Genomic DNA, 22,823 nt, shown 5'->3' with positions numbered 1-22,823 from the left:
CATATTCTTCTCTAAGGAGGCACAAATGAATCAGGTTGAATTTCCAGTCAAATATTTTCATGATAATTTGATTTTTAACCAAGATGGTTCTTGCTGGGCGTATTATGAGGCATACGGTATTCCTTATGAATTTAAAGGAGACGATGATAAAAATACGTTGTTTATGCGACAACTTGGCTTATTTTGGAATTATGAAGAAGAAAAACATCTATTAATGATACCTGTTTATCAGAATTTCAAAGAAAAAGCAGATGAGTTTAAAGAAACAGTAAGCGGTGAACTAAAAGAACTAGCAATCGATCATACTGATGACGTTGTCCATGAATTAGAAAGAAAATTTGGTAAAAACGCTGTAGAATATCGTTATTTTATAGGTGTGAAATTAAAAGTAAGACACATACAAGAAGGACTTAAGGAAATGCTTTACACTGCATTTCATACCTTTAAAAACACTGCAGAACAGTTTGGATTACTTGGTGATACCAAAATACTAAAAACTGATTTGGAGATGTTTAAAAGGGAAGCTAGTGCCTTTAGAAATAAAATAAGAAAACACTTAGCCGTAAGAAGCTTAGAAACAAACGAAACACAATGGATTGTATTACGCAACTTCTATCGTACATTGGAAGCACCTGTTACAGCAGGATGGACGCCACCGGTAGTTGATGACGATTCTGCTATCTTTCCGAATCAAGAGAGCTTGTTACGCCTAACAGAATCGGAGATAGACGTTAAAGGAAGACATATAGAAATGTCTCAAATCGGTTCTGATGGATTAGAGTATCCAGCATATATGAGTTTCTTATCGGCATCGAAGATCCCATACACAATGGAATTTCCAGACCAAGAGTGGATGTATATGATCCAAAATATAGATTTCCCAATCGAACTAAGTGTACGAACAGAAAATATTAACCATCGTAAAGCTCTATCTAAACTAAATAAAAAGAAAAAAGATTTAGAAGATCAAGAAGCACATGCAAGGGAAAATTCACAAACTGTTGGACTAAACGTTTATGAGGGTGTTCAAGAAGCTACTGAATTACAAGCCCTTATACAAAAGACACGTATGCCACTTGTTAAGACATCGGTATCCTTCTGTATATGTGCTGAAGATTTAGATACAATGCGCCGAAATACCAATTCACTCATTTCTATTTATAGAGAGATGATGATTGAACTAGTAAGACCATATGGAGACCAGTTCTTGCTGTTTAATGAATTTATCCCTGGTTCTAGAAGGTATGTAAATGATTATATACACTTTATGGAGCCTGGAGTTCTGGCGGCCGGTATGTTTGGTGCAACACAAGATTTGGGTGATAATATCGGATTTTATATAGGTACAACTGGTATTTTAAACAAAGCAGTTTATATGACACCTTCTCTCGCAGCGACAAATACTGTTGCAAATCAAAAAACGAGCGCACTTTCAGTTGCGGTAACAGGAAGTACTGGTTCTGGTAAATCATTTGGAACGAACTTAATTGTTTACCTAGCAGTACTAGGAGGAGCTCAAACACTAATAGTCGATCCGAAAGGTGAGAGGGGGAACTGGACAGAAGATTTACACGGCTTAGAAGGTAAGGTAAACGTAATTACACTTGGGACTGATAGGCGAGATGAAGGGAAATTAGACCCATTTATCATTCATAAACATAGCCGAAAAGATGCAATTGAGTTAGCGATGACAATTCTTACTTTCATTACAGGTATTAAACCCGATAACTCGGAGAAATTCCCGCGCTTAGCTTCAGCCGTAGAATTCGTAGCAGGAATGGAAGAGCCGTGCTTAACAGCTGTATCTCAATACCTTGAGGATAGTGACGATAAAGTGGATCAGCAATTGGCCGCTCATATTCAAGCATTTGAGAATTTATCATTTGCACACTTAATCTTTGGTGATGGAACAAATAGAGATATTGAACTTGATACAGCAGTAAATATCATACAAATTCAGCATCTTGACATGCCAGATATTCAAAAGGATCCGAAAGATTATACCTTACAAGAAAATTTATCAGTTAGTATGCTGATGTCTCTATCTTCATTTGCAAGAAAATTCTTTCAAAAAGACCCTACTAAATTCAAAATTGTTCTATTAGATGAAGCATGGGCGATCATGGGAACTTCTCAAGGACGAGAGTTGGCTCGTAAGCTAGTTCGTGAAGGTCGTGCCTTAAACTCTGCAGTATACTTTGCAACTCAAAGTGCAAGTGACCTTGGAGATGAGACATTTAAGAATAATATCGGTATGAAGTTCTCATTCCGTAATACCGACAGTAAAGAGATTTCTTCAATCTTAGACTTCTTTGGATTACCTGATAATGAGGAAAATCATGCGATTATTACTAATTTAGAAACAGGACAATGTTTATTCCAAGATATCCAAGGAAGAACAGGTGTTGTCACAATGGATGTAGTGTTTAAGGATTTATACGATGCATTCGATACAAGACCAAATGCAAGAAAGAATTATAGAAAGTCAAATGATGATGAAAAGCAGGAAGTTAATGCAACCTTTGTCGAAGAAGGGGGAGAAAAAATAAATGTAGGAGTGAGTTAACATGGTAAAAACTAAACTAAAAAAATTAATGCTATCTAGCCTATGTGCTGGCGCTCTAATTTTGAGCGCAGCATGTGGAAACAGCGAAACAAATGTAGGAGAAGAACAAGATCAACAGGGGCACACTCCTAGAGAAATGATGCTAGATTTCGTAAAGGCCGACTTACAACATGATAATAAAACAATTAGAAAACTTATCGTCGATGGAGATAAAAATAAAATTTTAGATCCGAATCAAGGACCACAAAATAATTTATCTTACAAAGATTATACAGTAAAAGAGTATGTGGTAGATAAGGATACAATTATGTATAACTTTATTTCAAAGAAGCCCCCTAAAAATATTGATAAAGCAGTGAAATGGGTAAAAGTAGTTCGTACAGAGGATGGTTTCAAGGTTCGAAGTTATGCTGCTCCTTATCGAAATGAAATCGATGAAGTAGCAAATACTAAACCGACAAATGAGTTTAGTTCGAAAGATTAATAGGTTTCCCATAAAGGGGGAGTAACATGTAATGAAAAAGTTTATCACCCTATTGTTATTGGTTTGTACATTTCTTTTAGCATTTAATTTACTTTTTAAAGCTGCACCAGTCTATGCAGATGAAGAGCCAAGACCTTCACTTATAGACGACATTATTCCTAAAAATAAAGAGAAATTAAAATATGAGGAATACCCACCAAGTAGCTATGGAATTGATGTTTATAACCCAGAAGGTGGGTTTGGAGAATCTCTTAAATTTTGGAAATGGAAAGACAATATTAAAGAACAAATTGTAGCAACTATTTTTATATTATTTAGTATTGGATGGACTATTAATCTTGCAGTTAGTAATTTTGTGACTAGTATGGTAGGCCAATCAATGAGTTTAAATATAGTAGCTGATGTGGGAGATAAGTTAGGTGATGTAATCTCTAAAGCTGCAGGGTTCAATGGTTCTTGGGGTAATGGAATATATAGTGAATTAATTGGACTCATGTTAGCTTTATTAGCCTGCTGGGTTATCTGGGTAGGTTTTGTACAACGACGCCAGTCAGAGATGCTAGGAGGATTGTTAAAGACATTAGGTATTTTAGTTTTCACTTTAGCTTTTTTCGCAAATGCAAGTTATATTATCAAAGGACTGAACACTTTCTCTGAACAAGTAAATAAAACTGTTCTTGATTCCACTCAAAGTATTAGTGGAGCAAGTGAAGGATATTCAAGTGGTGTCGATTCTATCACTGATTTAACGCACACTCTATTAATCAAACAACCTTATACGTTATTACAGTTTGGTACAACAGATATGAAGAAAATCGGTGATGAAAGAATTAAGAAAATGCTAACAACGACAAATCCTGATGAAAGGCAGGAGCTATTAAAAGAGGAAGTAGAGCAGAAGAAAAATACGACATTAACTTTGGATGCTACTTTCGAGCGTGGGGCTTTAGTAGCATTACTTTTCTTAATCAATGGACCATTATGGGTTGTCTTAGGTTTATGTAGTATGGCGATGTTGTTCTACCAATTAATGTTTATCATTGTAGCGCTAATGTCACCAGTAATGTTATTGATGGCTTTAGTACCTGCATGGACTGGGACAGCTAAAAAATTCTTAGCTGAACTGTTTAGAACACTACTTATGAAGGTCGCTATTGGTTTCTTGGTAACATTAATGTTTTGGGTATCATCGATTCTATTCAGTGCTACCGACAAATATGGATACCTAGTTGTAGCTACATTACAAATACTTTCGTTCTTAGGTGTTTGGTTATACCGTAAAACAATTTTCGATGCTATTACTACGGTACCAGCAAGTGCAGGAGCAGCAAGAGCTTCAGATGCTATGAGTAATATAAGGAAGAAATATAGTGATGTTAAACAAGGGTCTAAGGATATTGGAAAAGGTGTAGCATTAGCTGGTGCGAGTGCTGTAACAGCAGGGAAAATTGGGAAATCAGGCTATAGTAAGTTTAAACAGTTGAAAGAAAACTATGCAGATAGAAAAGAAAAGGTAGCAGATGGTAAACGCAAGGAAAAAGAACAAATGCAAGCAGAAAAAGAAAAAAATATAAATCAAATGAAAAAAGAAGAAAATTTAGGTGTTCGCGATAGAAAAGGTAATCAAGAGCAGGAAAGGGTTAAGGAAGAAGTAGCCGCAACTAAAGAGAATCCAGAATTGGCAGTACGAGGGAATCATGAAGGTAATGATCCTGAAATACCACAAGCAGAACTAAAAGATAAAGAAGAAGATGTAAAAGCGGATGTTAAACCAGTAGCACCATTAAATGAGGAACTAGGTAATAAAGAAGAAGATGTAAAAACTCAAATCAAACCGGCTGCGACTCAAAATAATGGTGGTCTCGAGAATAAGCAAGAAGATATAAAAGCGGATGTTAAACCAGTAGCGGCAATTAAAACACCAACGGGTCAAACTAAGTCAACTGATGATAAGCCAATTATAACACCACAGTCAAGAACAACACCATTGCCAGCAGATCCGATAGAGAGTAAGCCAATTATAACACCACAGTCAGGAACAACACCATTGCCAACAGATCCGATAGAGAGTAAGCCAATTATAACACCACAGTCAGGAACAACACCATTGCCAGCAAATCCGATAGAGAGCAAGCCAACCATAACACCACAGTCAGGAACAACACCATTGCCAGCAAATCCGATAGAGAGCAAGCCAGCCATAACATCACAGTCAGGAACAACACCAACACCAGCGAATCCAATTCAAAGTAAACCAGTTACTACTTCACATGTAAGTACTCCACAAAAACAAGTAGAGGTAAAACCGGTTAATCCACAACAAATTAAGAATGTTCCTAAAGAGAATAATCAGCAACAGGTAAAAGATGGAGCGGCAATTAAAAAAGTTGAAACGAAAGCACAAACACAACAAGAAGCTTTAAAAAATGTAAAAGCGAAAGAAACAATAAAACCAAAATAATTCAGCTCGTGAGGGAGGGTTTATACATTGAGTGCGGAACCAAATCGCGACTTTGAAAATGAACATCATCCTGAAGCTGAACTAGGGAATGCTAAGCCTGCCTTGAAAAAGGCAGGCCATTCTTTAGGGAAGGCGGCTGGTAAAGGTACAAAAGTAGCGGGTAAAGCAGTTGCACAAGTAGGGAAGAAAGTAGCAGTTAAAGTAGCTCAAAAGGCAGCTACAGTTGCTGTTGCAAAACCATTATTAATAATAGCCGGTGTGATTCTGGCTGCTGTTGCGGGTTTAGGTATAGTGATATTTTTATTAACTGCTACAATGGGTGAAGATGAAGTCAGTCCTGGAGGAATTGGTGGTCCTTTTGCTCCGGGTACTGCTAGTGTTAGTCCTGAAGTAATGAGATGGGAGCCATTGGTAAGGAAATATGCGGCACAGCATGGTATTGAAGCAATGACCCCATTAATATTAGCTCTTATTCAGCAAGAAAGTTCTGGAACACAATTAGATGTAATGCAAAGCTCGGAATCACAAGGGCATCCCCCGGGGTATTTTACTGATCCAGAGGAAAGTATAAAATATGGTTTAATGCATTTTGCCGATTGTCATAAAAAATCCAATGGTGATCAAAATATTACATTACAATGTTATAACTATGGAACTGGCTACGCTAACTATGCAGTTTCGAAAGGTGGATATACTCACGAGAATGCAAGGGCATTTTCTGCAGAGCAATCAGCTAAAAATGGTTATAAATGTGGTTCGTGGAGAAGTGCGGAGGCTGTAGCTAATAATTGGTGCTATGGTGATCCCGATTATGTCCCACATATTATGAGATACTATCAACCTGGTCAAACCCCTGGTGGTTCTGGTGGAATTGCTGGTGGTAGTGTTTTAGGTGATGATGTATTCCAAGCAATTATGGCAGAAGCACTAAAGTATCAAGGATGGCCATATGTTTTTGGAGGGCGAACACCAAATACATCATTTGACTGTAGTGGAATTGTTGAGTATACCTATTCAAGGGTTGGTATTAATTTATTTGGTACTGCACAAACCCAATGGGATAAAACCCAACGTGTTACAGATCCAAAGCCAGGAGATTTAGTATTTTTCCATAGCACTTATGCTACAAGTAACTACATTACACATGTTGGTATTTATGTAGGAAATAATACAATGTATCATGCTGGTGATCCAATTGGTTATGCTGATTTAAGTAAACCTTATTTTCAACAGCATTTTGCGGGATATGGTCGTGTAGTTAGATAATAATGCATGTAACACCTAGCAACTTATGAAACTGCGAAAAGGAGGTAAATCATGAAGAAAATCACCATTATAATAGCAATTTTATTAATAGCTAGTGTAGGGTTTTTAATAAAATATCAATCTGATAATGAGAAACTTAAATCAGATAATATAAAATTAGCGAAAAAAGTGGAAAAGGTGGAGGCACAATACACCGATACGAAAAAAGAATTGTCAGCTCTAAAGAGTAATAACCAACAACAAGTAAAGGAAGCTGCAGAACGATTTCTTAAAGCTTTCCGTACTTATGATACAGGTAAAGGCGAATCTTACCTTGCTAATATCGATGCATATATAACACCAAATGCAAAGAAAGAATTAACACCACCAGGTGGACCAACGCAATCTGCTCCTGGAACTGGAGATGAGAAAGAAAAGAAGAAAGTTTCATTTCAATCTGAATACACAGGTGGCGAGTTGTATTATGCATTTTTGGATACTACAAAAGCAAATGTATTGGCAAAAGTGAAAAGTAAAATTACAGTTAATGGTGTTTCATCTGATAATATGTCATTAATGCAAATAAATCTTATCTATGATGGAAATAAGAAATTATGGCTTGTCGACAAGCTTATACCTTTAGCAGATTTAAAAGATCGTATGCCTTAGGATTTGTACACACTTAACATGTAGATTAATAAAAAAATTCCCCTCTTTTTATTTTTTACAAGAGGGAATTTTCGGAATTTTGTAAACTTAAAATAGGGACGTGAAGTAATTACTAATGTAGGGGTGTTTTATCTCTTCAATTATGTAGATAACAACTGATTTTAAGGGGGGATAAGTTGAAGAAAGGCACCTTAGGGTGTCTTTTTACATACATCACATTTTTTAATAAAATGATATGGTTCATTTTATATAAAAATATTATAATATTAAATGATTTCATTGGAATCATACAATCAGGGAGGATACGCCATGTTGAAACATAAGATTTTTACGAAGTTTAAAAACAGTATTTCGCTGCATATAGTCTATTGCTAGCTATGATTATGATGACTGGCTGCGAAGAAAAAGAAGATGCAGCGAATCATCGACATTTAATTTATTTATCCTTATATAAGGAAAATACATATAAAAAGGCGGGAGAAATTTGAAAAAATTCTTGACGAGTTTTTCTATTTTATTAATTGCAACCTTATTATTCGGTTGCAGTAACGAAACATTCGATAAAGCGGTAGAACAGGGGAAATTGGCACTGGCAAATAAGGAATATACAAATGCAAATGCTTCATTTGAAATTGCATTAAAAGAAAAAAAGGACGAGGAAGTTCAAACTTTGCAAAAGCAAGCATTCAAAATGGAAAAAGCGCTGATCGCAAAAGAAAAACTCGACATCGACAATGCAATTAAGTTATTCGACCAAGTTTTAACCATGAAAGACGGTTTAGAGACGGTGAAAAATGAGGCGAAGAAGGAGAAAGAAACACTTACTCAATATAAAGATAAACGTGAGAATTACAATAAAGAATTACAAACAGCTCAAGACCTTCTAAGCGAAAAGAAATTTGATGAATCAAAGGTAATATTGACAAAAGTACAACAAGAAACAACTTCAGATAAGATGTTCACGGAACAAAATCAAAAGGTAACGGAACAGTTAGAGAAGCTGGAAAAAGAGAAAAATGCAGCAGTGGAAGAAGAAAAACGACAAGAAGAGCAGAAAAAAGCAGCGGAGCAAAAGAAGCAACAACAAGCAAAAGAGCAACAAGCAAAAGAACAGCAAAAGCAAACCGCTCAAAGCAGCAAACAAAAGCTCTCTCCTATAGATGCAGAAAACAAAGTTAGAAAAACTTTAAACATTACCAACAATTCTAAAGTTTACTGCCAATACGAAGGCGTTGAAGGTGAAGAGTATGTCATACATGTATATCAAATTGTGTCAGACGAAGAAGGCGGACATACAGCAACTTATGGTTGGTTCAATGTGAATTCTAATACTGGTGAAGTTCATAAAATGTAATTTTAAATCAAAATGATTACATTTTTTATGGTGAAGTGGAAATCAGATGGGAGTCCAATACATATTATTAAAGTGGTTCAAGTCGGAGGAAGGCACCTTAGGGTGTCTTTTTTATTATTTTCCGAAAAGATATAGCTCAAAAACCCCTCATTTCTGAGGGGGAAATATAAAAAATAATTTAAATCAAAATACAAAATTAATTATATATAATTGCATTTGCATTAAATTCACTTAGTAATTACTTTTTAATTGACTAGTATGTGTTCCAAATAATATCTGCATATTTTCAAACATTAATTCATTTTTGTTAGTATACCAATAGTAACACTCTTTACCCTTATACACATAAAATATACGATTTACATCTTCTCTTGTAGTAGTGTCCCCAGTAAGTGACGAAGTTGTTGAATTGAATACTCCAGTCCCAATACCATCCATTCCATAACGAGATATTTCGTCTAAATTAATAGACCAGATACCCCCTTTTTTAGGAACAAAGAACAGCGCTTGCTTTGTTAAAACAAGAAATCCCCATTCTAAATTTGGATGGTATACCTCCATCTCTGCGAATCTTTCTTGATTATATTGATTGCATACTAATTCAACACACTTATTTTTTTCTTTCTTACACTTAAATATAAAGTACACAGGTGAACAAAATAATATGATGTAAGGTACAAACCCTAGAAAGTGTAAGCCGCAGTTTAAAATTAATGCCTGGGTAAAAGCAAATATACAAACTACAGCAATACAGCGAAACTTACGTCTCGAGTAGAATGGATTTTTCATATAAGCCTCCTCAATTTTTAGACATTGCGATTTTAATTCACATATATAAAAATATCAATATTTATTATTGAATTTGAGATGGTTCAAGCCGGAGGAAGGCACCTTAGGGTGTCTTTTCTTTATGGAATTTACCTAATATAAATTATTTTACGTGATTTTCCTACTGATTTTTCAACAGCAAAATATGTATACGAAAGACAAATGAAAGCTAAAGGTGAGCAAGAGGCCCAGTAATAATTTAATAAAATAGATAATAAAAATGGTAAAATAATAATTGGATGGGAGTCCAATACATATTATTAAAATTAAAGTGGTTCAAGTCGGGGAAAGGCACCTTAGGGTGTCTTTTTTTATTTACCTTCGACATAATATGACAACATGCGAATAAATAGTTTGCTATTATCATATAGAAATCTTACATTTATCTACACAATATTATTATATTTTAAAGTTTTTAAATGTGAAAATTTCCGATGTAAATACATACCATTTAGGGAGATGGGGAAAATCATGAAAAAATTATTAGTTTCAGCAACAGCGGTAACACTATTAACAGTGGGGTACAGTTCTGCTGCATTTGCAGAAAAAAATCCAAACGACAAAGATTGCGGTCACTTTAAAAACAAACAGGAGGTTATGGAATTCTGGCACAGCAATGGATACAGTGCAACTAACGATCCTCATGACTTAGATCGTGACAATGATGGCTTACCTTGTGAAGTGAAAAAAGGGGACTACGATCAATTTGTAGCTAGCAAACAAACTACTAAAAAGGATGAAACAAAACCACAAGAACCAGTTAAACAGGAAGGTACTAAAAAAGAACCTGTAAAACAAGAAAATACACAACAAAACAACCAAGCAACTAACAATAAACAAGAGCAAACTAAACAAACAGCTGTAAAGAATGAAACAAAAAAACAAGGTGAAAAATTACCTAATACAGCATCAAACGGTGTTACGATGATGCTAGCAAGCGCTGCTCTAGTATTAGCAGGTTCAGTTCTTGTATTCCGTCGTAAAAAAACGAATGCCTAAACTAATATCTAAAAACGGCAGGAATATTCCTGTCGTTTTTAATGTGGAGTGATAAGTTTGAACAAACTTGTTTGGTTAGGAGCTTTATTAATTACTATCGGCTCTTTTACTTTTGTTTATTACTTTATAGATTGGTATGACGCAAGAAAAACTGTTGAAGCCTTAACAAGTACTGAAATTCAACAATATAAAAATATACAACCTGTTACTAATGATAAAAAAGATGTCAAAAATGAATCAAACAAAGAACAATCACAACATAGTCTACCAAATCAAGAACCTAATTTTACAAATACTAGTGAACCATTACCAGAATCACCAAAACAGATTCCAGCTTCTCAAGTTCAACATCAAATGGGAGAACAAATTGCCTACATGGTGATACCGAAAACTAAACAGAAATATCAAGTTTACTGGGGTGCGGATGCTAAAACTTTAAAAAAAGGGGTAGGAATGTTTGTTAGTGACATTACAACCACTCCTTCTGGAAATGGACATACTGTTTTAAGTGGACATCGTGATACGGTATTTACTAATTTAGGAGATTTACAAGAAAATGACTATATTTTAGTTGAGTATGATAAAAAAATATATATCTATCAAATTCAAAAACACTGGATTACAGATGCGAATGATCGTACCGTAATTATCGCAAGAGATACACCAACATTAACACTAACTACATGTTATCCATTTAACTATATTGGAGATGCACCTGAGCGATACATCATTGAAGCATCTTTGGTTGCTATTAATTGAGAGTGAGAGCTATTGCTCTCTTTTTTTATTTTCTTCGACATGATACAACAAAACAGTTATTACTGGATTTGTTATGCTTGGAGGAGAAATTCTACATTCCCTATAATCGGAGGAAACGAATTATGCAAAACTCATTTTATACAAAGTGGTGGTTTTGGTTTATCATTGCCGTTGTCGTAATTGTTGTTGTTGGCGGAAAAAACACCAAAGAAGAAGCTACAACAACTCCAACCGAACCAAAAAAAGAAATAAAACAAAAACAACCCAAACAAGATGTTCAAGTTCAACCAGAAAAGAAGGAACAGCCTAAACAAGATATTCAAGCTCAATCAGAAAAGAAAGAACAACCTAAACAAGATGTTCAACAATCTGCATCGGGATTTACAAATCCTATAAAAAATATCGATAAAACAGCTGCTATGAATGCCGTCAAAGAAAAAGCAAAGAAAGACTTCCCAGATGATTACATGACACAGAATTATGTAGCAGATGAACAATCTAAGGCGTTTGATTATCTAAATGGTATTGACCTCAAATCTCAGGAAGAACTAAACGTTATGAAGAAAGTGATCAACGACTTCCCTAATGACTTCATGACTACTAAATATGTTTATGAAGAACAGATAAAGGCTATGAACAAACAGTAATAAGATACTATACTGTTCTTTTTTTCTAATTGAAGATATGGATAAATACGGTGAAATAATATTCGGATGGGGATCCAATACATATTATTAAAATTAAGATGGTTCAAGTCGGAGGAAGGCACTTTAGGGTGTCTTTTTTTCATTTCGACATAATATAACAAAATAGTTGTGATTATATTTGTTATGATAGTTCAGGTAAATCTTACATTTTAAACGCTGGGGGATACATACTATGAACAAAAAACTATTAACAACACTTACTTGTTTCGCTTTATTTATGGGATTAGCAGCATGTTCATCTAACGAGACAGCAAGTACTTCCAAAGAATCTAAAGCTGAGCAAGAAGCACAAAAGGAAGCTGAGAAAGCGAAGAAAGCTGAACAAGTGACGGCTGAAAAGCAACGCAAACAGCAAGAAGAGGCTACAAAAAAGGAACAACCAACAACTACTTCTGGTAACACTATTAAAGGCTTAAAAGACGAACTATCCATTGGTATGCCATTTAAAGATTATCTTGCTAAAAAGAAATCATTAAATGTAGAGAATCCCTTCAGTATTTCACTCGGAAAAGGTAATGTAGGTAGTGTTCTTCAAGCGCAAGATGGAGTATTAGTTGTATGTATTGATGGAGAAAAGATATTCGATTTAAAAACATTTAAAAATGTTGAAGAAGCTAAAGAATACGAAAAGAGCTTAAAAGTAAAATAATAGATTCAATTCATATTTCTCAATCACCAATATAACTTAATATGGTAAAATATTATTTGGATGAAAGTCCAAATGCATATTATTAAAATTAAAGTGATTCAAGTCGGAGGAAGGCACCTTTGGGTGTCTTTTTTTCTACCTATAAATGCTTAATTGTTATATAATGATATTATTGTATTTTAGGAGGAACATAAATGAATAAAAAACTAATCATTGGAATTATCGCTGTACTAGTAGCTATCATTGCTTCCGTAGCTATTTTTAAAGATTCCAAATCAGAAGATATGAAACCTAAGTATTCACAAAAAGATATGGATAAACTTATCGATCAACACTTTAATGAACAGCAAGAATTAAAAACACAAATCAAAGAGTTGAAATCTAAAGTAGACTCCTATGAAAAAGAGCAAACTAGGTCACTTCAAAAAACTACACAGCCGAGTCAAGAAACACCTAAACCGCAAGAACAGCCTAAAAAAGAAGACGTAAAGCCGGAGTCTCAACCGGAAAAGAAAGAAGTACCTAAACCAGAACAAACTACTGGAACATTAGCGAACCCAGTAAAGAACATCGACAAAACAGAAGCTATGAATAAGGTTAAAGAAAAAGCTAAGAAAGACTTCCCAGATGATTATTCTACTCAAAATTATGTTGCAAATAAACAATCCAAAGCATTTGACTATTTAAATAACATTGAAATTAAATCGCAAGAAGAATTAAATATTATAAATAAGGCACTACGTGATTTTCCTACTGATTTTTCAACAGCAAAATATGTATATGAAAAACAAATGAAAGCTAAAGGTGAGCAAGAGGCCCAGTAATAATTTAATAAAATAGATAATAAATATGGTAAAATAATATTTTGATGGGAGTCCAATATATATTATTAAAATTAAAGTGGTTCAAGTCGGAAGGCACCTTTGGGTGTCTTTTTTTATAAAAAAGGACTCATAAAACGCCTTGAATTATTTAATTTAAATATTTATATTATATTAATACATTATAACTAAATATTTTAATGTAAAACACTAAAAATTTGTTATAATTAGTAAATAATTCTATTAATTAGATAGAGAGGATACAATATTATGGGTTATAAATTTCGTAGAATTATCCAGTTTTCCCCGGGTGTGAAAATTAACTTTACATACACAGGTATGGGAGGGAACTCTATTTCACCTGAATCAAGAACAACAACTTATGTACCTGGAACTGGAATCTCGTATACACCACGAATAGCTGAGTCAAACAACTATTATATACAACGAGGGTATCAAGGACCAAACACTTCCTATCCCACTATGGATGAACAAGATTACAATACGGTAAATGCATTTGAGCCAATAAAAGAAACCCAAACTTACCTTGTTACTGCTTTTCGTAAAAAGGATAATCAAGTAAACTCCGTAGGTAGAAAACTAATGAAACCACTTTCCATAATTACAGGCTTGTTTGCGGGCCTATTCTTAATTATGATGCTTATTATACCTGCTCTAATCATGGCATTCTTTTCTTTCCTATGCTATAAAAATATAAAAACACCATTTGCAGTTGTATGCCCAGAATGTGATGCTGAAAATCTATTCATTTTTAAAGAAGAGAAGATTGCTTGTCGTAAATGTGAGAGTACTCTTATAATCCAAAAATAAATGGTTCTCAAATTAACGTCTCTTTATTAGTCAAAACAATATAAATCTAATTATAAATATAAATAGATAAAAAAGAGGGATAAGTGAATATCATTATTAACTTTGAAGCGTTTAATCCAACTATAAACGACTTAGCTATCAAACTTGCTATGTTACTGTTTATACCGTTATTTTTAGCATTGATTGTCAAAGTGATACTTATGAAATTTATAAAAGAATCAATTGCTGGCAGATTAGCAAGTCTATCTTTGTTATTTTTTATGTACTATGTATTTAAATTTGTTACAGCGTAAAAGGCACCTTTGGGTGTCTTTTCTTTATGATTAGCAATAAGTTTTAAATTTTGCAACGACATCCAAAGAGCTTATGAGAAGCTAGACGGACGTCAGCAATGCCGTTTTGCAAAACAAGTTTCATTGTACGTGAAAATGTTGCAAAACAACAAGGATATACTGTGAAATGATTTCATCATAAAAGAAATCATTTCCAAAGGGAAGAGGTGAAATTTTACATATTTTTACCAATCCTACCAACAGGACTAATTGGTCCTTTTTTTTATTTTTCTCCGACAAAATATGACAATATAGTTGTAACTATTTTTGTTATGCTTGCTGTAAATCTTACATTTTGAAGGGGAGTAAAGTCATGGGGAAAAAGAAAAAAGAAAAACAGCCAAGTGAATTAGAACTTGCTAAACAAGCTATAGCTGCTAAGTATCAAAAAGAATATGGAATTACCCCTATTATCGTAACTGTTGCTCTTGGGGGAATTAAAACAGGGTACGCTGCGGTTTCAAAAGAACACATTCAAACATTCACTTACGATAGAGATGCAAAGGATGTAGTTAGTATCTCTACACATCATTTCAATGACTATACTGATGTGTTTATTGATCACTACGCTATTAAATCTAACTTTGAGTTCAAGGGGATAAAAGATACTTTCGCCTTTATTCCAAATGGATCTGGAAAAGAAATAGAAAGCTTGATTAAAAGCTATACAGATATTGAAATACATAAAACTGAGCGTAAATGGTATCAAAAGATACTTGGATTCCGCTCTGGTAATAAAGCGAAAATGGTGCTTGCTTCTTTAATTTACCTGGTCATTGTTGTTTCTATCCTTAATACGGTTACTGGAAAGAAAGAAGAGCCAAAAAAAGAAGTGAAACCTGCTGTCACTACAAAAATAGCCCCTGTAAAGGAAGAAAAACAAGTTGAACCGAAGCCGGTAGAACAACCAGTTGATAAGAAACCAGATAAAATTAATAAATTTAAAGATGATACTCAAAAGAAATTAACAGAAACCTATAAGAAGATTGATGGTGTTAATCCTATGGTAGCTATTAGTGATGATGGGAAATTAATTACTTTGGCTTTCGATTTGGATGCATATGCAAAACACGATAAGGTAGACAAAGAGTTGTCTGTGTCCACTTTTAAAACATCTGCTGGACCATACGAAAGGTATAGAGGTACAGCATTCAGAGCTTATGGAAAAGAAGCCAATATTGCTAGCAAAGATGACATTGTGGTTAAAATTGTAGATTCATCTAATAATCAAGTGGTAATTGATGATGTAAGGAATTATAAGGAAGAACAAAAACAGACTACTACTCCAGCAAGTCAGCCTGAGGAACAACAAAAACAATCAGAACAAAATAATGTGGTGTACGAAAATTGTACGCAAGTGAAAAAAGCCGGTAAAGCTCCAATTAAACAAGGAGAACCTGGATATAGCAAGAAATTAGACAAAGATGGCGATGGGATCGCTTGCGATAAGTAATGGGCACTCCAAAAAAGTGCTTTTCTTTTTTTATCAATGAATAAAACAATTTAACATGGTAAAATAATAATTGAATGGGATTCCAATACATATTATTAAAATTAAGATGGTTCAAGTCGGAGGAAGGCACCTTAGGGTGTCTTTTCTTTATTTTCAAAAGGACCTGCTCAATTCATTCTTAAATACATAAGGTAATGTGAATCCATTAAATCACATGGAATGAACCCTAGTTTTTCCCTCTGAGCTAAAGGAGGCACTATTGTTATGGGATATGGTGGTAGTTGCGGCGAAGGCTGCGGTTTCGCTGGAGGATTTGCTTTATTAGTTGTATTGTTTATTTTATTAATCATTATCGGATGCAGTTGCTTCTGCTAAAAAAACTATTGGAAAAGGCACCCTTATATGGGCGCCTTTTCTTTATGTATATTATTCATTATCCGATCCATCAGTTTTATTATAGACATATTTTGCTTCTCCAAAAAGACCACCTGTATCTCATTCTCCACCATAATGAGCACTTCCTAAAGGTTCACAATCGTCTCGCATACTTGGATGTGTATTTGGTTCACAGCCATTATTTACAATACTACCAACAATAAATATTCCTCCAATTACAAATACCACAGCAACGATTAATAGTGTCTTCCTATTAGGATCAGTAACAATGTCGTTTACAACTTCTATTGCTTCTTGCTTAGTTTCACCTTTTGAAAATAATGAAAAAATAATAGAGATTATAAATATGAAAAATAGCACAATTATAAATTACAGAAAATATTTCTAAAAAGCTTAGTTTCTTAGCTAAAAGTAACAATAATTCAAGTAGAAGTATTATTTTTGAACTTTATAAATATTGAACAAGAGAGAGGAGATATTTTTATGGATTCAAAAACTTATGAAAAGCTACAGGGACTACGTAGATATAAAGAGCCAATTCAAGCAGTATTGAGAACGGTTAAAAGACAAGATAAAGACGATCCAGATACTGAATATGCTGAGTTCGCCCTTGAAAACGGAAAGATTATAGGTATTTGTAAAAAAGAGGACTTCTCAGATTATTCTTTTAGAAGTATTACACAATTCACAGGTAATATTTTTAACGTAGTAATTACTCAAATGTCTGATGAACTGGATGTAAATAAAGTTCAGGTTTCAGTAAAAGAAGCAAGTAGACGATCTGCAGATGCTTTAATTCGTGAGTTAATAGAATTGGAACAAAATGAAAGACTGCAAGAGCCAACCTACGAAGCAGAAGTAACTGGATATAATATGAATGCTCAGGTTCCAACTATATTCTTACGCATCAATGGTGCCGAATGTTTCATGAAATTACATGAACTAAACTATGGAAGAGTGTATAAAAATGCTGTGGATCGTTATGCACCTATTGGTGAACGTATCCCAGTAAAGGTTCTACAATTCAATCCAGAGCAACGATTAATCCACGTTTCTAGAAAAGCAGCAGTGGAAAATCCTTATCAGTTATTATCTGAATTAGCTGAAGGAGATACAATTGTTGGAAGGGTAGTAAATGTTGACCCGCGTTTTGGAGTTTTTGTTGAATTGGACCAAGGCTGCACAATTAAAGGAATTGTCCCTAAAACAATCGAACAGCCAGTATTGGATGAAGTAGTTAGTATGAGAATTGTGAATGTGGATGTAGAAAAAGAGAGAGGGTCGGGGGTTATCTTCAAGTTTCCTTTTGGACGCAAAAAAGTTAACGACCCAACGGCGTTTTTATATAACTAATGAGTGCGCCGCAGGTTTCCGTACAAGAGAATGGAAAGGCGGTTCAATATTGGCTTAATAGGGACCAATCTTTATCACTTTGGGATGACCCCTCTTTGCAAGGGGGACCAATTCTTCCAGATAAATTCAAACCACTCACAGATTTACGTAGTATTTATGACAGGATTAATTCAGGTTTTATAAATGAAAAAGATAACTTAATACTAAAGCTTATTTGGGATTCATTAGCGATTACTGAAGCACAAATCAAAAATTTTGTGGAATCTAAAATTAGTAGGTCACAGGTTTCAGAATCGTTGAAAAAACTGGTACTGTATGGATTTGTTAGTCGATGGGAGATAAAATCTGGGCTATTTCCGGATCAACCCAAAACTTCTGCTCCAATTACATTAAATACTGCTGGTCATTTAATGATGTGGGCTTACCATAATCGCAACACAAACTATTCTTTGAAGCCAGAACAGTGGTTAAAACTTGGAGTAGCGGGGGTACAAAGATTCGTCACTATGAATCAAATAAAATATGAGTTTGCAATAGGGCAACAACTATTAAAAAACTGGTGCTGGTATCCGAAGTTACAAGGTACTGGTACTGGTTATAATCCAATTGCTGTTGGAGAAATTAAAACTCCGATTGGAAATCAAAACTTCATATTTGAAAGGGTACAACAAGGTCAGCGGTATGCACAACATTTAAAATCGCGATTGAAAATTTGGGAAGAGCAAATTCAAAATGGACCAAATAATTTATTGAATTTCGAAAACACGAAGAGTTTACCAGGAATTTTTATATTATCAATATCTAATCTTGCTTTAGCAGAACATGTTAGAAAGGAGCTAATGTTAGACTTACGAAAGATTCCTATAATGCTTTTAATAGACGAATGCATTCACAGTGAGGGATTTGCAAAATCTTTTTATATCTCAACTCAAAACGGAATTCAGCAAGCACCATTACCATTTTTGAGATAACAAGAGCTGCTTCAGGTAAATATGCTGAAGCAGCTTTTTGTGGTTAAAAGCAAAGCGGGTAACGGTCCGTTTAGTGTAATAAAGGATATGGAGCTGGTAAAAATGGTCAATTCAAATCGGTCTCAAAAATTATTTGTAAGATACAAATATAAATTAATTGTGTCTGTAATGGTTTTAATGGCTTTAGATGCACTACTTATAAAAGGCTTTATAGATATGTATACAGCAACTCTTAAGGGTTCTTTTTTAGTTTTAACAGTAGCAGCGTTGTTTACTGTAGGGTATTACAGGAAGAAGTATCATTACTATAAAGTTCTGGTATATGGGGAAGGAGAGTTTACAGAAATGGTAACAGTTATCCATTATTAGTTTAGTAAGTATTCTTTTAAAGGATTTATAAGAAGTGTAGAAGAAAATGATATTTGATATATATATATGTATATGTTTAATAAAGTGATTTGTCATAATAAAGGTATTATCCAAGGTTTTAATTAGTTAATCAGTTATAACACCTTTATAATCTGTAACACACTTTATTATTTCTCTATATAAAGGAGTGAGGATATGTGTCAAATAAGGGTACGCTAGATAAGAACATCGCTAGATATATAGAAGAAACAACTTTGTTGCCGAAACCTTACACTGATTTGTATAAGAAAAATACAACAGTTACAGTTAAGGTTGAAAATGTATTGAAATATGGAGTTTTTGTGCAAATTCAGGATGAAAATAAAGGGAAAGATTTATTGCATATTACAAAGTTTCAAAATATGTATGTTAAACGTATTGAAGATTTTTTACGAATCGGGGATATAATCGAAGACGTCAAAATAATAGATGTTACCCAGGATAGTCTGTCATTCTCAACCTTACATTTAAAAATTGAACAAATATATACGGGGAAAACACAAGATCAAACAGATATACAAGAGATTAAAGATATGATTGCACAAAGGGTTGGTATTATTTCAAAGGATGCAGAGAAGAAAATTGATAATTTTATTAAGAAAAAGGGAATTGTGCCATTTGTAATGGCCATGGGTACACTCATAGACGATTTTAATTATGACCTTTCAATTAAATTGGTTGAAGAAATTGAAAAAAAAGCGCGTGATTATCTTTAACAAAAAAAGAAAAATAATCATAACAGACCATGCAAGTGATGCCTTTAATAACCGAAATGAAGAAGCAGAATGTATAGAAGCTTCCGTATATAATGCAAAAATTATACTTAAAAACAAAAATCATATATATATGAAAAGTAACACATTAAAGTATCCATGTTTAATAGTAGGTCAAGATCTAATTGTTAAATCAACCATTAAGAAAAATATGAAAATGATACCTTATGATTAAATGAATCTATTGAAAAATATTGTTTGAAAATTCTATTTACTATATAATGGTAACATATCTTTTTTATATTTTTTTAATCCATAACTAATCTAAGCCTTTCGGGTTTACTCATTATTAACGCATTGCGTACATTACGTTCGCATGTCTAATAACGATGTAATCCTGAAAGGCTTTTTGCATTTTAGGAATGGATTTAGGAAAAGTGAATAGGGGGGAGAAACTAATTCTATCCATTGCTTGGATAATCAATTGTGATTTATAGAATTACAAATTAAACAAATTGAGAGGAGAATTAATATGAAAGTTGTTTCTAAGGAAACGAGTGTGCTTTTAAATCATTTAGAACAGGTATTTGAAAATCTTGAAAAAGAAAAAAAGGATAAAGTAAACGATGAATTTCGAATAATTGAGGAGATGAGTGCTGGGGACATGATTTTAAAAATCTATTTTGTAGATGAAAAATCAAATGTCTCAAAAGTACCTATAATTCTTACTTTAAATCAGCTACAACATTTTCAAAACTACTTAAAGTCAAAACAAGTCATAGTTAAAGATGTAGGAGATAATACGCTATTTACACTGTTTGAATTAGGTGTGTGTGAGCCGAATACCAAAATTCATCTTAAGGCAAAAGATATCATTAATGTTTTGAGAGCATTTGGAGTGAAGGTCCAAATATAAAATGTAAATACTAACCTGTTTATATAAGCAAATAAAAAATAAAAAGTTGCTCTTTTGGGAGGAGAAATATAATGGGAAAGCGAATAATGATACAATCAGTAAAACTTGTTAAGGAAAGCAATAAGATTTATGATATTGAAAGAAAAAGAATTACTAGTCCAGATGATTTAAATATTCTTGCTAGAGTTGTACTGTGTGCAGATGAAATACCACATGAAGTTTTTGGGGTATTTAACTTGAATACTAAGAATGAAGTTATTGGCTGTAGTATTGTATCACAAGGTGCATTGAATTGTGCTATTATTCATCCACGTGAAACATTTCGAACTGCCATACTCAATAATGCCGCTTCAATTGCGTGTTTTCACAATCACGTTAGCGGAGACCCCTATCCATCCCCCGAAGATCGAGAGGTTACTAAACGATTGGCAGAGTGTGGGAAAATATTAGGGATAGAGTTACTCGATCATGTGATAATCGGTGAACATAGATTTGTTAGTTTGAGAGAAAAAGGTTGTATCAAATAAATGTAAAGAGAACAGATGGAATTCTGTTCTCTTTTTTATTTTATATTTAAATTATTTAGAAATCTTTTTGGATAACTTTTTCTTGTTCTAGTCTCCAATCTTTTTCGCTTGCTATATAACGTTCGTGCTTAATGGTTAATTGAGTATATTCATGGGAAGTAATATCTTTATCAATAACACCACCACCACATTTTTTAGCAATCCGTTTGGCTAAATCTTTATCTATAAAGAGAAAGGCTACTTCTTCATCTTTTACAAATTCAAAACTAAATGAGGTTTCATCGTATGGTATTCTGTGCAATCCACCAGCATAAAACAATTCTCCTAATTTTACTAACCATAAAGTTAAGGTGTTTTCCATGAAATATATTCCTTTCTTAATGAAAACTATTTGTTCGCAAATGGCAAATTCCTTTTATTGATAGAATGCGAATCACTTTGTATTTTTTCCATGTTCATGAGCAGAACTTACGATACTTACGATATTGTTAATCGAATTTTGCTCGAACGCCGATAACCATAAAACTGTTCGCAATTCATCTTTCGTCAACTTACGACCAATGTTTTCTTGTAAAGATTCCACAAATGACCTGTAACGGATCATTTGCCATTCTTCAATAACTTCTTCTAAATCTGATTCGATCCATTCGGATTGACCCCGTTTATTAATACCTTTATAGGTCAAATTCATCAATAAACATTCCTTTCAGCTAATGTTGTTTGGAGATATATATATTATTTATTAGATCTTGATAAATATTTTTTACATAGTAAAAGTTACTTAATAAGCTCACTAATAATATGTTTATTGTCTTCATCTAGACCTTGTCTTTGAGCCTTTAACATTTTATAGAATTCTTTGCATTCCCTAGCGTTTTCATCATCGTCATTTTTATTGTATTGTTCTATCATTTCTTTGAAAAATTTGTCATTTATTTCTCAAATGTTCATTATAAAAAATTCTCCTTTCTGATCAAACTATTTTATTAATCTACGTCTTGTTCTTTAGTTAAATATGATTCTGCTAATTTAATACGCTGTTTCAATTTTTCGTAAGGTGTAAATCGCACTGTTACTCCTCCTTATAAAAAAGAAGCTTCATCAATCATATAGGTTTGCCCAGCTGTTAAACTCTTTAGTTTCTCTATATTAATTGAACCATCCTCATTTAAACATTCAGCTGCTTCTAGCCATTGTTTAGTAATAACGAGAAGTTTCGAAAAATCTTGATTCTCCATAAAAAAGCTCCTATTAAAATTATTTTGGATTGCAGGATAAACTAACTATGAATATTTTCATCTATTGTTTGGTACACTAATTGATTTTCTTCAAATCGTATTGTACATAGTAAAGAGTCATCATCGATACGATTAAATTTACC

At 33.5% G+C, this 22,823-nt stretch carries 25 protein-coding genes and 2 pseudogenes; 22 read left to right on the top strand and 5 right to left on the bottom strand.

Annotated elements, in window-relative coordinates; translation table 11 throughout:
* Positions 1–25: 25 nt before the first annotated feature.
* From MKY38_RS26930 to MKY38_RS26905, 6 genes are all read left to right on the top strand, one after another.
* Positions 26–2,566 (top strand): ATP-binding protein, encoded by a 2,541-nt coding sequence (locus MKY38_RS26930; RefSeq protein WP_341050542.1) that lies wholly within the window; start codon positions 26–28, stop codon positions 2,564–2,566.
* A 1-nt stretch (position 2,567) separates the two neighbouring features.
* A complete protein-coding gene (locus tag MKY38_RS26925) occupies positions 2,568–3,050 on the top strand; it encodes a hypothetical protein (RefSeq protein WP_262937094.1) in 483 nt (160 codons plus the stop codon).
* 31 nt (positions 3,051–3,081) lie between these two features.
* Positions 3,082–5,511, top strand: a complete 2,430-nt coding sequence (locus MKY38_RS26920) for a CD3337/EF1877 family mobilome membrane protein (RefSeq protein ID WP_341050537.1) — start codon at positions 3,082–3,084, stop codon at positions 5,509–5,511.
* Between the two features lie 27 nt (positions 5,512–5,538).
* Positions 5,539–6,777 (top strand): bifunctional lytic transglycosylase/C40 family peptidase, encoded by a 1,239-nt coding sequence (locus MKY38_RS26915; RefSeq protein ID WP_341050534.1) that lies wholly within the window; start codon positions 5,539–5,541, stop codon positions 6,775–6,777.
* Between the two features lie 51 nt (positions 6,778–6,828).
* Positions 6,829–7,425 (top strand): hypothetical protein, encoded by a 597-nt coding sequence (locus MKY38_RS26910; RefSeq protein ID WP_025118679.1) that lies wholly within the window; start codon positions 6,829–6,831, stop codon positions 7,423–7,425.
* Positions 7,426–7,909: 484 nt separating this feature from the next.
* Positions 7,910–8,779: a hypothetical protein gene (locus MKY38_RS26905; protein ID WP_341050530.1), complete on the top strand. Its 870-nt coding sequence runs from the start codon at positions 7,910–7,912 to the stop codon at positions 8,777–8,779.
* A gap of 231 nt (positions 8,780–9,010) precedes the next feature.
* On the opposite strand, the gene MKY38_RS26900 is transcribed toward MKY38_RS26905, so the two are convergent.
* A complete protein-coding gene (locus MKY38_RS26900; RefSeq protein ID WP_098562633.1) occupies positions 9,011–9,568 on the bottom strand; it encodes a hypothetical protein in 558 nt (185 codons plus the stop codon).
* 510 nt (positions 9,569–10,078) lie between these two features.
* On the opposite strand from MKY38_RS26900, the gene MKY38_RS26895 reads away from it, so the two are divergent.
* The 10 genes and pseudogenes from MKY38_RS26895 to MKY38_RS26850 all read left to right on the top strand — a co-directional run bounded on the left by MKY38_RS26895 (position 10,079) and on the right by MKY38_RS26850 (position 16,533).
* Positions 10,079–10,606 carry an excalibur calcium-binding domain-containing protein gene (locus MKY38_RS26895; protein ID WP_137072890.1) on the top strand — a complete coding sequence of 176 codons (528 nt, stop codon included), beginning with the start codon at positions 10,079–10,081 and terminating at the stop codon, positions 10,604–10,606.
* Positions 10,607–10,663: 57 nt separating this feature from the next.
* Positions 10,664–11,365: a class D sortase gene (locus MKY38_RS26890; protein WP_065212551.1), complete on the top strand. Its 702-nt coding sequence runs from the start codon at positions 10,664–10,666 to the stop codon at positions 11,363–11,365.
* Between the two features lie 122 nt (positions 11,366–11,487).
* A complete protein-coding gene (locus tag MKY38_RS26885; RefSeq protein ID WP_137072892.1) occupies positions 11,488–12,012 on the top strand; it encodes a hypothetical protein in 525 nt (174 codons plus the stop codon).
* A 232-nt stretch (positions 12,013–12,244) separates the two neighbouring features.
* A complete protein-coding gene (locus tag MKY38_RS26880; protein ID WP_137072888.1) occupies positions 12,245–12,721 on the top strand; it encodes a hypothetical protein in 477 nt (158 codons plus the stop codon).
* 194 nt (positions 12,722–12,915) lie between these two features.
* Positions 12,916–13,545 (top strand): hypothetical protein, encoded by a 630-nt coding sequence (locus MKY38_RS26875; protein ID WP_341050524.1) that lies wholly within the window; start codon positions 12,916–12,918, stop codon positions 13,543–13,545.
* Between the two features lie 267 nt (positions 13,546–13,812).
* Positions 13,813–14,373 carry a DUF4236 domain-containing protein gene (locus MKY38_RS26870; protein ID WP_137072880.1) on the top strand — a complete coding sequence of 187 codons (561 nt, stop codon included), beginning with the start codon at positions 13,813–13,815 and terminating at the stop codon, positions 14,371–14,373.
* A gap of 83 nt (positions 14,374–14,456) precedes the next feature.
* On the top strand, positions 14,457–14,666 hold the full coding sequence (locus MKY38_RS26865) for a hypothetical protein (protein ID WP_137072882.1): 210 nt from the start codon (positions 14,457–14,459) through the stop codon (positions 14,664–14,666).
* 54 nt (positions 14,667–14,720) lie between these two features.
* Positions 14,721–14,831, top strand: a pseudogene (locus MKY38_RS26860) (XRE family transcriptional regulator); the annotation flags it as partial.
* A 187-nt stretch (positions 14,832–15,018) separates the two neighbouring features.
* Positions 15,019–16,158 carry an excalibur calcium-binding domain-containing protein gene (locus MKY38_RS26855; protein WP_137072884.1) on the top strand — a complete coding sequence of 380 codons (1,140 nt, stop codon included), beginning with the start codon at positions 15,019–15,021 and terminating at the stop codon, positions 16,156–16,158.
* Between the two features lie 264 nt (positions 16,159–16,422).
* Positions 16,423–16,533, top strand: coding sequence for a YjcZ family sporulation protein (locus MKY38_RS26850; RefSeq protein ID WP_000540371.1), 111 nt, complete (start codon positions 16,423–16,425; stop codon positions 16,531–16,533).
* A gap of 51 nt (positions 16,534–16,584) precedes the next feature.
* On the opposite strand, the pseudogene MKY38_RS26845 reads toward MKY38_RS26850, so the two are convergent.
* Positions 16,585–16,914, bottom strand: a pseudogene (locus MKY38_RS26845) (hypothetical protein).
* 123 nt (positions 16,915–17,037) lie between these two features.
* On the opposite strand from MKY38_RS26845, the gene MKY38_RS26840 reads away from it, so the two are divergent.
* From MKY38_RS26840 to MKY38_RS26815, 6 genes are all read left to right on the top strand, one after another.
* Positions 17,038–17,907, top strand: coding sequence for an RNA-binding protein (locus MKY38_RS26840; RefSeq protein ID WP_137072395.1), 870 nt, complete (start codon positions 17,038–17,040; stop codon positions 17,905–17,907).
* A complete protein-coding gene (locus tag MKY38_RS26835; protein ID WP_065212539.1) occupies positions 17,907–18,878 on the top strand; it encodes a hypothetical protein in 972 nt (323 codons plus the stop codon). Before MKY38_RS26840 ends, MKY38_RS26835 begins: the two co-directional genes overlap by 1 nt.
* 21 nt (positions 18,879–18,899) lie before the next feature.
* Entirely contained in the window at positions 18,900–19,247 is a 348-nt protein-coding gene (locus MKY38_RS26830) for a hypothetical protein (RefSeq protein WP_341050517.1), read from the top strand.
* A gap of 197 nt (positions 19,248–19,444) precedes the next feature.
* A complete protein-coding gene (locus tag MKY38_RS26825; protein WP_137072393.1) occupies positions 19,445–20,002 on the top strand; it encodes an RNA-binding protein in 558 nt (185 codons plus the stop codon).
* 529 nt (positions 20,003–20,531) lie between these two features.
* On the top strand, positions 20,532–20,915 hold the full coding sequence (locus MKY38_RS26820; protein ID WP_086390146.1) for a hypothetical protein: 384 nt from the start codon (positions 20,532–20,534) through the stop codon (positions 20,913–20,915).
* A 71-nt stretch (positions 20,916–20,986) separates the two neighbouring features.
* Entirely contained in the window at positions 20,987–21,442 is a 456-nt protein-coding gene (locus tag MKY38_RS26815) for a JAB domain-containing protein (RefSeq protein ID WP_098128221.1), read from the top strand.
* A 55-nt stretch (positions 21,443–21,497) separates the two neighbouring features.
* Here MKY38_RS26815 and MKY38_RS26810 read toward each other — a convergent pair whose 3' ends face one another.
* The 3 genes from MKY38_RS26810 to MKY38_RS26800 all read right to left on the bottom strand — a co-directional run bounded on the left by MKY38_RS26810 (position 21,498) and on the right by MKY38_RS26800 (position 22,680).
* On the bottom strand, positions 21,498–21,803 hold the full coding sequence (locus tag MKY38_RS26810) for a hypothetical protein (RefSeq protein WP_098562744.1): 306 nt from the start codon (positions 21,801–21,803) through the stop codon (positions 21,498–21,500).
* A 72-nt stretch (positions 21,804–21,875) separates the two neighbouring features.
* On the bottom strand, positions 21,876–22,133 hold the full coding sequence (locus MKY38_RS26805) for a hypothetical protein (RefSeq protein WP_137072390.1): 258 nt from the start codon (positions 22,131–22,133) through the stop codon (positions 21,876–21,878).
* 391 nt (positions 22,134–22,524) lie between these two features.
* Positions 22,525–22,680, bottom strand: a complete 156-nt coding sequence (locus MKY38_RS26800) for a hypothetical protein (RefSeq protein WP_170965426.1) — start codon at positions 22,678–22,680, stop codon at positions 22,525–22,527.
* Positions 22,681–22,823: the final 143 nt, after the last annotated feature.

The organism is Bacillus sp. FSL R5-0585 (assembly GCF_038004545.1).
Lineage (GTDB): Bacteria > Bacillota > Bacilli > Bacillales > Bacillaceae_G > Bacillus_A > Bacillus_A cereus.
The sequence above is the reverse complement of the archived record's forward strand: the minus strand, read 5'-3'. Positions and strand labels throughout refer to the sequence as shown.

Excerpts from the sequence above, each read along its gene's own strand:
- MKY38_RS26930 (WP_341050542.1), top strand. The coding sequence starts at position 26 with ATGAATCAGGTTGAATTTCCAGTCAAATATTTTCATGATAATTTGATT.
- MKY38_RS26925 (WP_262937094.1), top strand. The coding sequence starts at position 2,568 with ATGGTAAAAACTAAACTAAAAAAATTAATGCTATCTAGCCTATGTGCT.
- MKY38_RS26920 (WP_341050537.1), top strand. The coding sequence starts at position 3,082 with ATGAAAAAGTTTATCACCCTATTGTTATTGGTTTGTACATTTCTTTTA.
- MKY38_RS26910 (WP_025118679.1), top strand. The coding sequence starts at position 6,829 with ATGAAGAAAATCACCATTATAATAGCAATTTTATTAATAGCTAGTGTA.
- MKY38_RS26900 (WP_098562633.1), bottom strand. The coding sequence starts at position 9,568 with ATGAAAAATCCATTCTACTCGAGACGTAAGTTTCGCTGTATTGCTGTA.
- MKY38_RS26895 (WP_137072890.1), top strand. The coding sequence starts at position 10,079 with ATGAAAAAATTATTAGTTTCAGCAACAGCGGTAACACTATTAACAGTG.
- MKY38_RS26885 (WP_137072892.1), top strand. The coding sequence starts at position 11,488 with ATGCAAAACTCATTTTATACAAAGTGGTGGTTTTGGTTTATCATTGCC.
- MKY38_RS26880 (WP_137072888.1), top strand. The coding sequence starts at position 12,245 with ATGAACAAAAAACTATTAACAACACTTACTTGTTTCGCTTTATTTATG.
- MKY38_RS26875 (WP_341050524.1), top strand. The coding sequence starts at position 12,916 with ATGAATAAAAAACTAATCATTGGAATTATCGCTGTACTAGTAGCTATC.
- MKY38_RS26870 (WP_137072880.1), top strand. The coding sequence starts at position 13,813 with ATGGGTTATAAATTTCGTAGAATTATCCAGTTTTCCCCGGGTGTGAAA.
- MKY38_RS26855 (WP_137072884.1), top strand. The coding sequence starts at position 15,019 with ATGGGGAAAAAGAAAAAAGAAAAACAGCCAAGTGAATTAGAACTTGCT.
- MKY38_RS26850 (WP_000540371.1), top strand. The coding sequence starts at position 16,423 with ATGGGATATGGTGGTAGTTGCGGCGAAGGCTGCGGTTTCGCTGGAGGA.
- MKY38_RS26840 (WP_137072395.1), top strand. The coding sequence starts at position 17,038 with ATGGATTCAAAAACTTATGAAAAGCTACAGGGACTACGTAGATATAAA.
- MKY38_RS26835 (WP_065212539.1), top strand. The coding sequence starts at position 17,907 with ATGAGTGCGCCGCAGGTTTCCGTACAAGAGAATGGAAAGGCGGTTCAA.
- MKY38_RS26830 (WP_341050517.1), top strand. The coding sequence starts at position 18,900 with ATGCTGAAGCAGCTTTTTGTGGTTAAAAGCAAAGCGGGTAACGGTCCG.
- MKY38_RS26820 (WP_086390146.1), top strand. The coding sequence starts at position 20,532 with ATGAAAGTTGTTTCTAAGGAAACGAGTGTGCTTTTAAATCATTTAGAA.
- MKY38_RS26815 (WP_098128221.1), top strand. The coding sequence starts at position 20,987 with ATGGGAAAGCGAATAATGATACAATCAGTAAAACTTGTTAAGGAAAGC.
- MKY38_RS26810 (WP_098562744.1), bottom strand. The coding sequence starts at position 21,803 with ATGGAAAACACCTTAACTTTATGGTTAGTAAAATTAGGAGAATTGTTT.
- MKY38_RS26805 (WP_137072390.1), bottom strand. The coding sequence starts at position 22,133 with ATGAATTTGACCTATAAAGGTATTAATAAACGGGGTCAATCCGAATGG.
- MKY38_RS26800 (WP_170965426.1), bottom strand. The coding sequence starts at position 22,680 with ATGGAGAATCAAGATTTTTCGAAACTTCTCGTTATTACTAAACAATGG.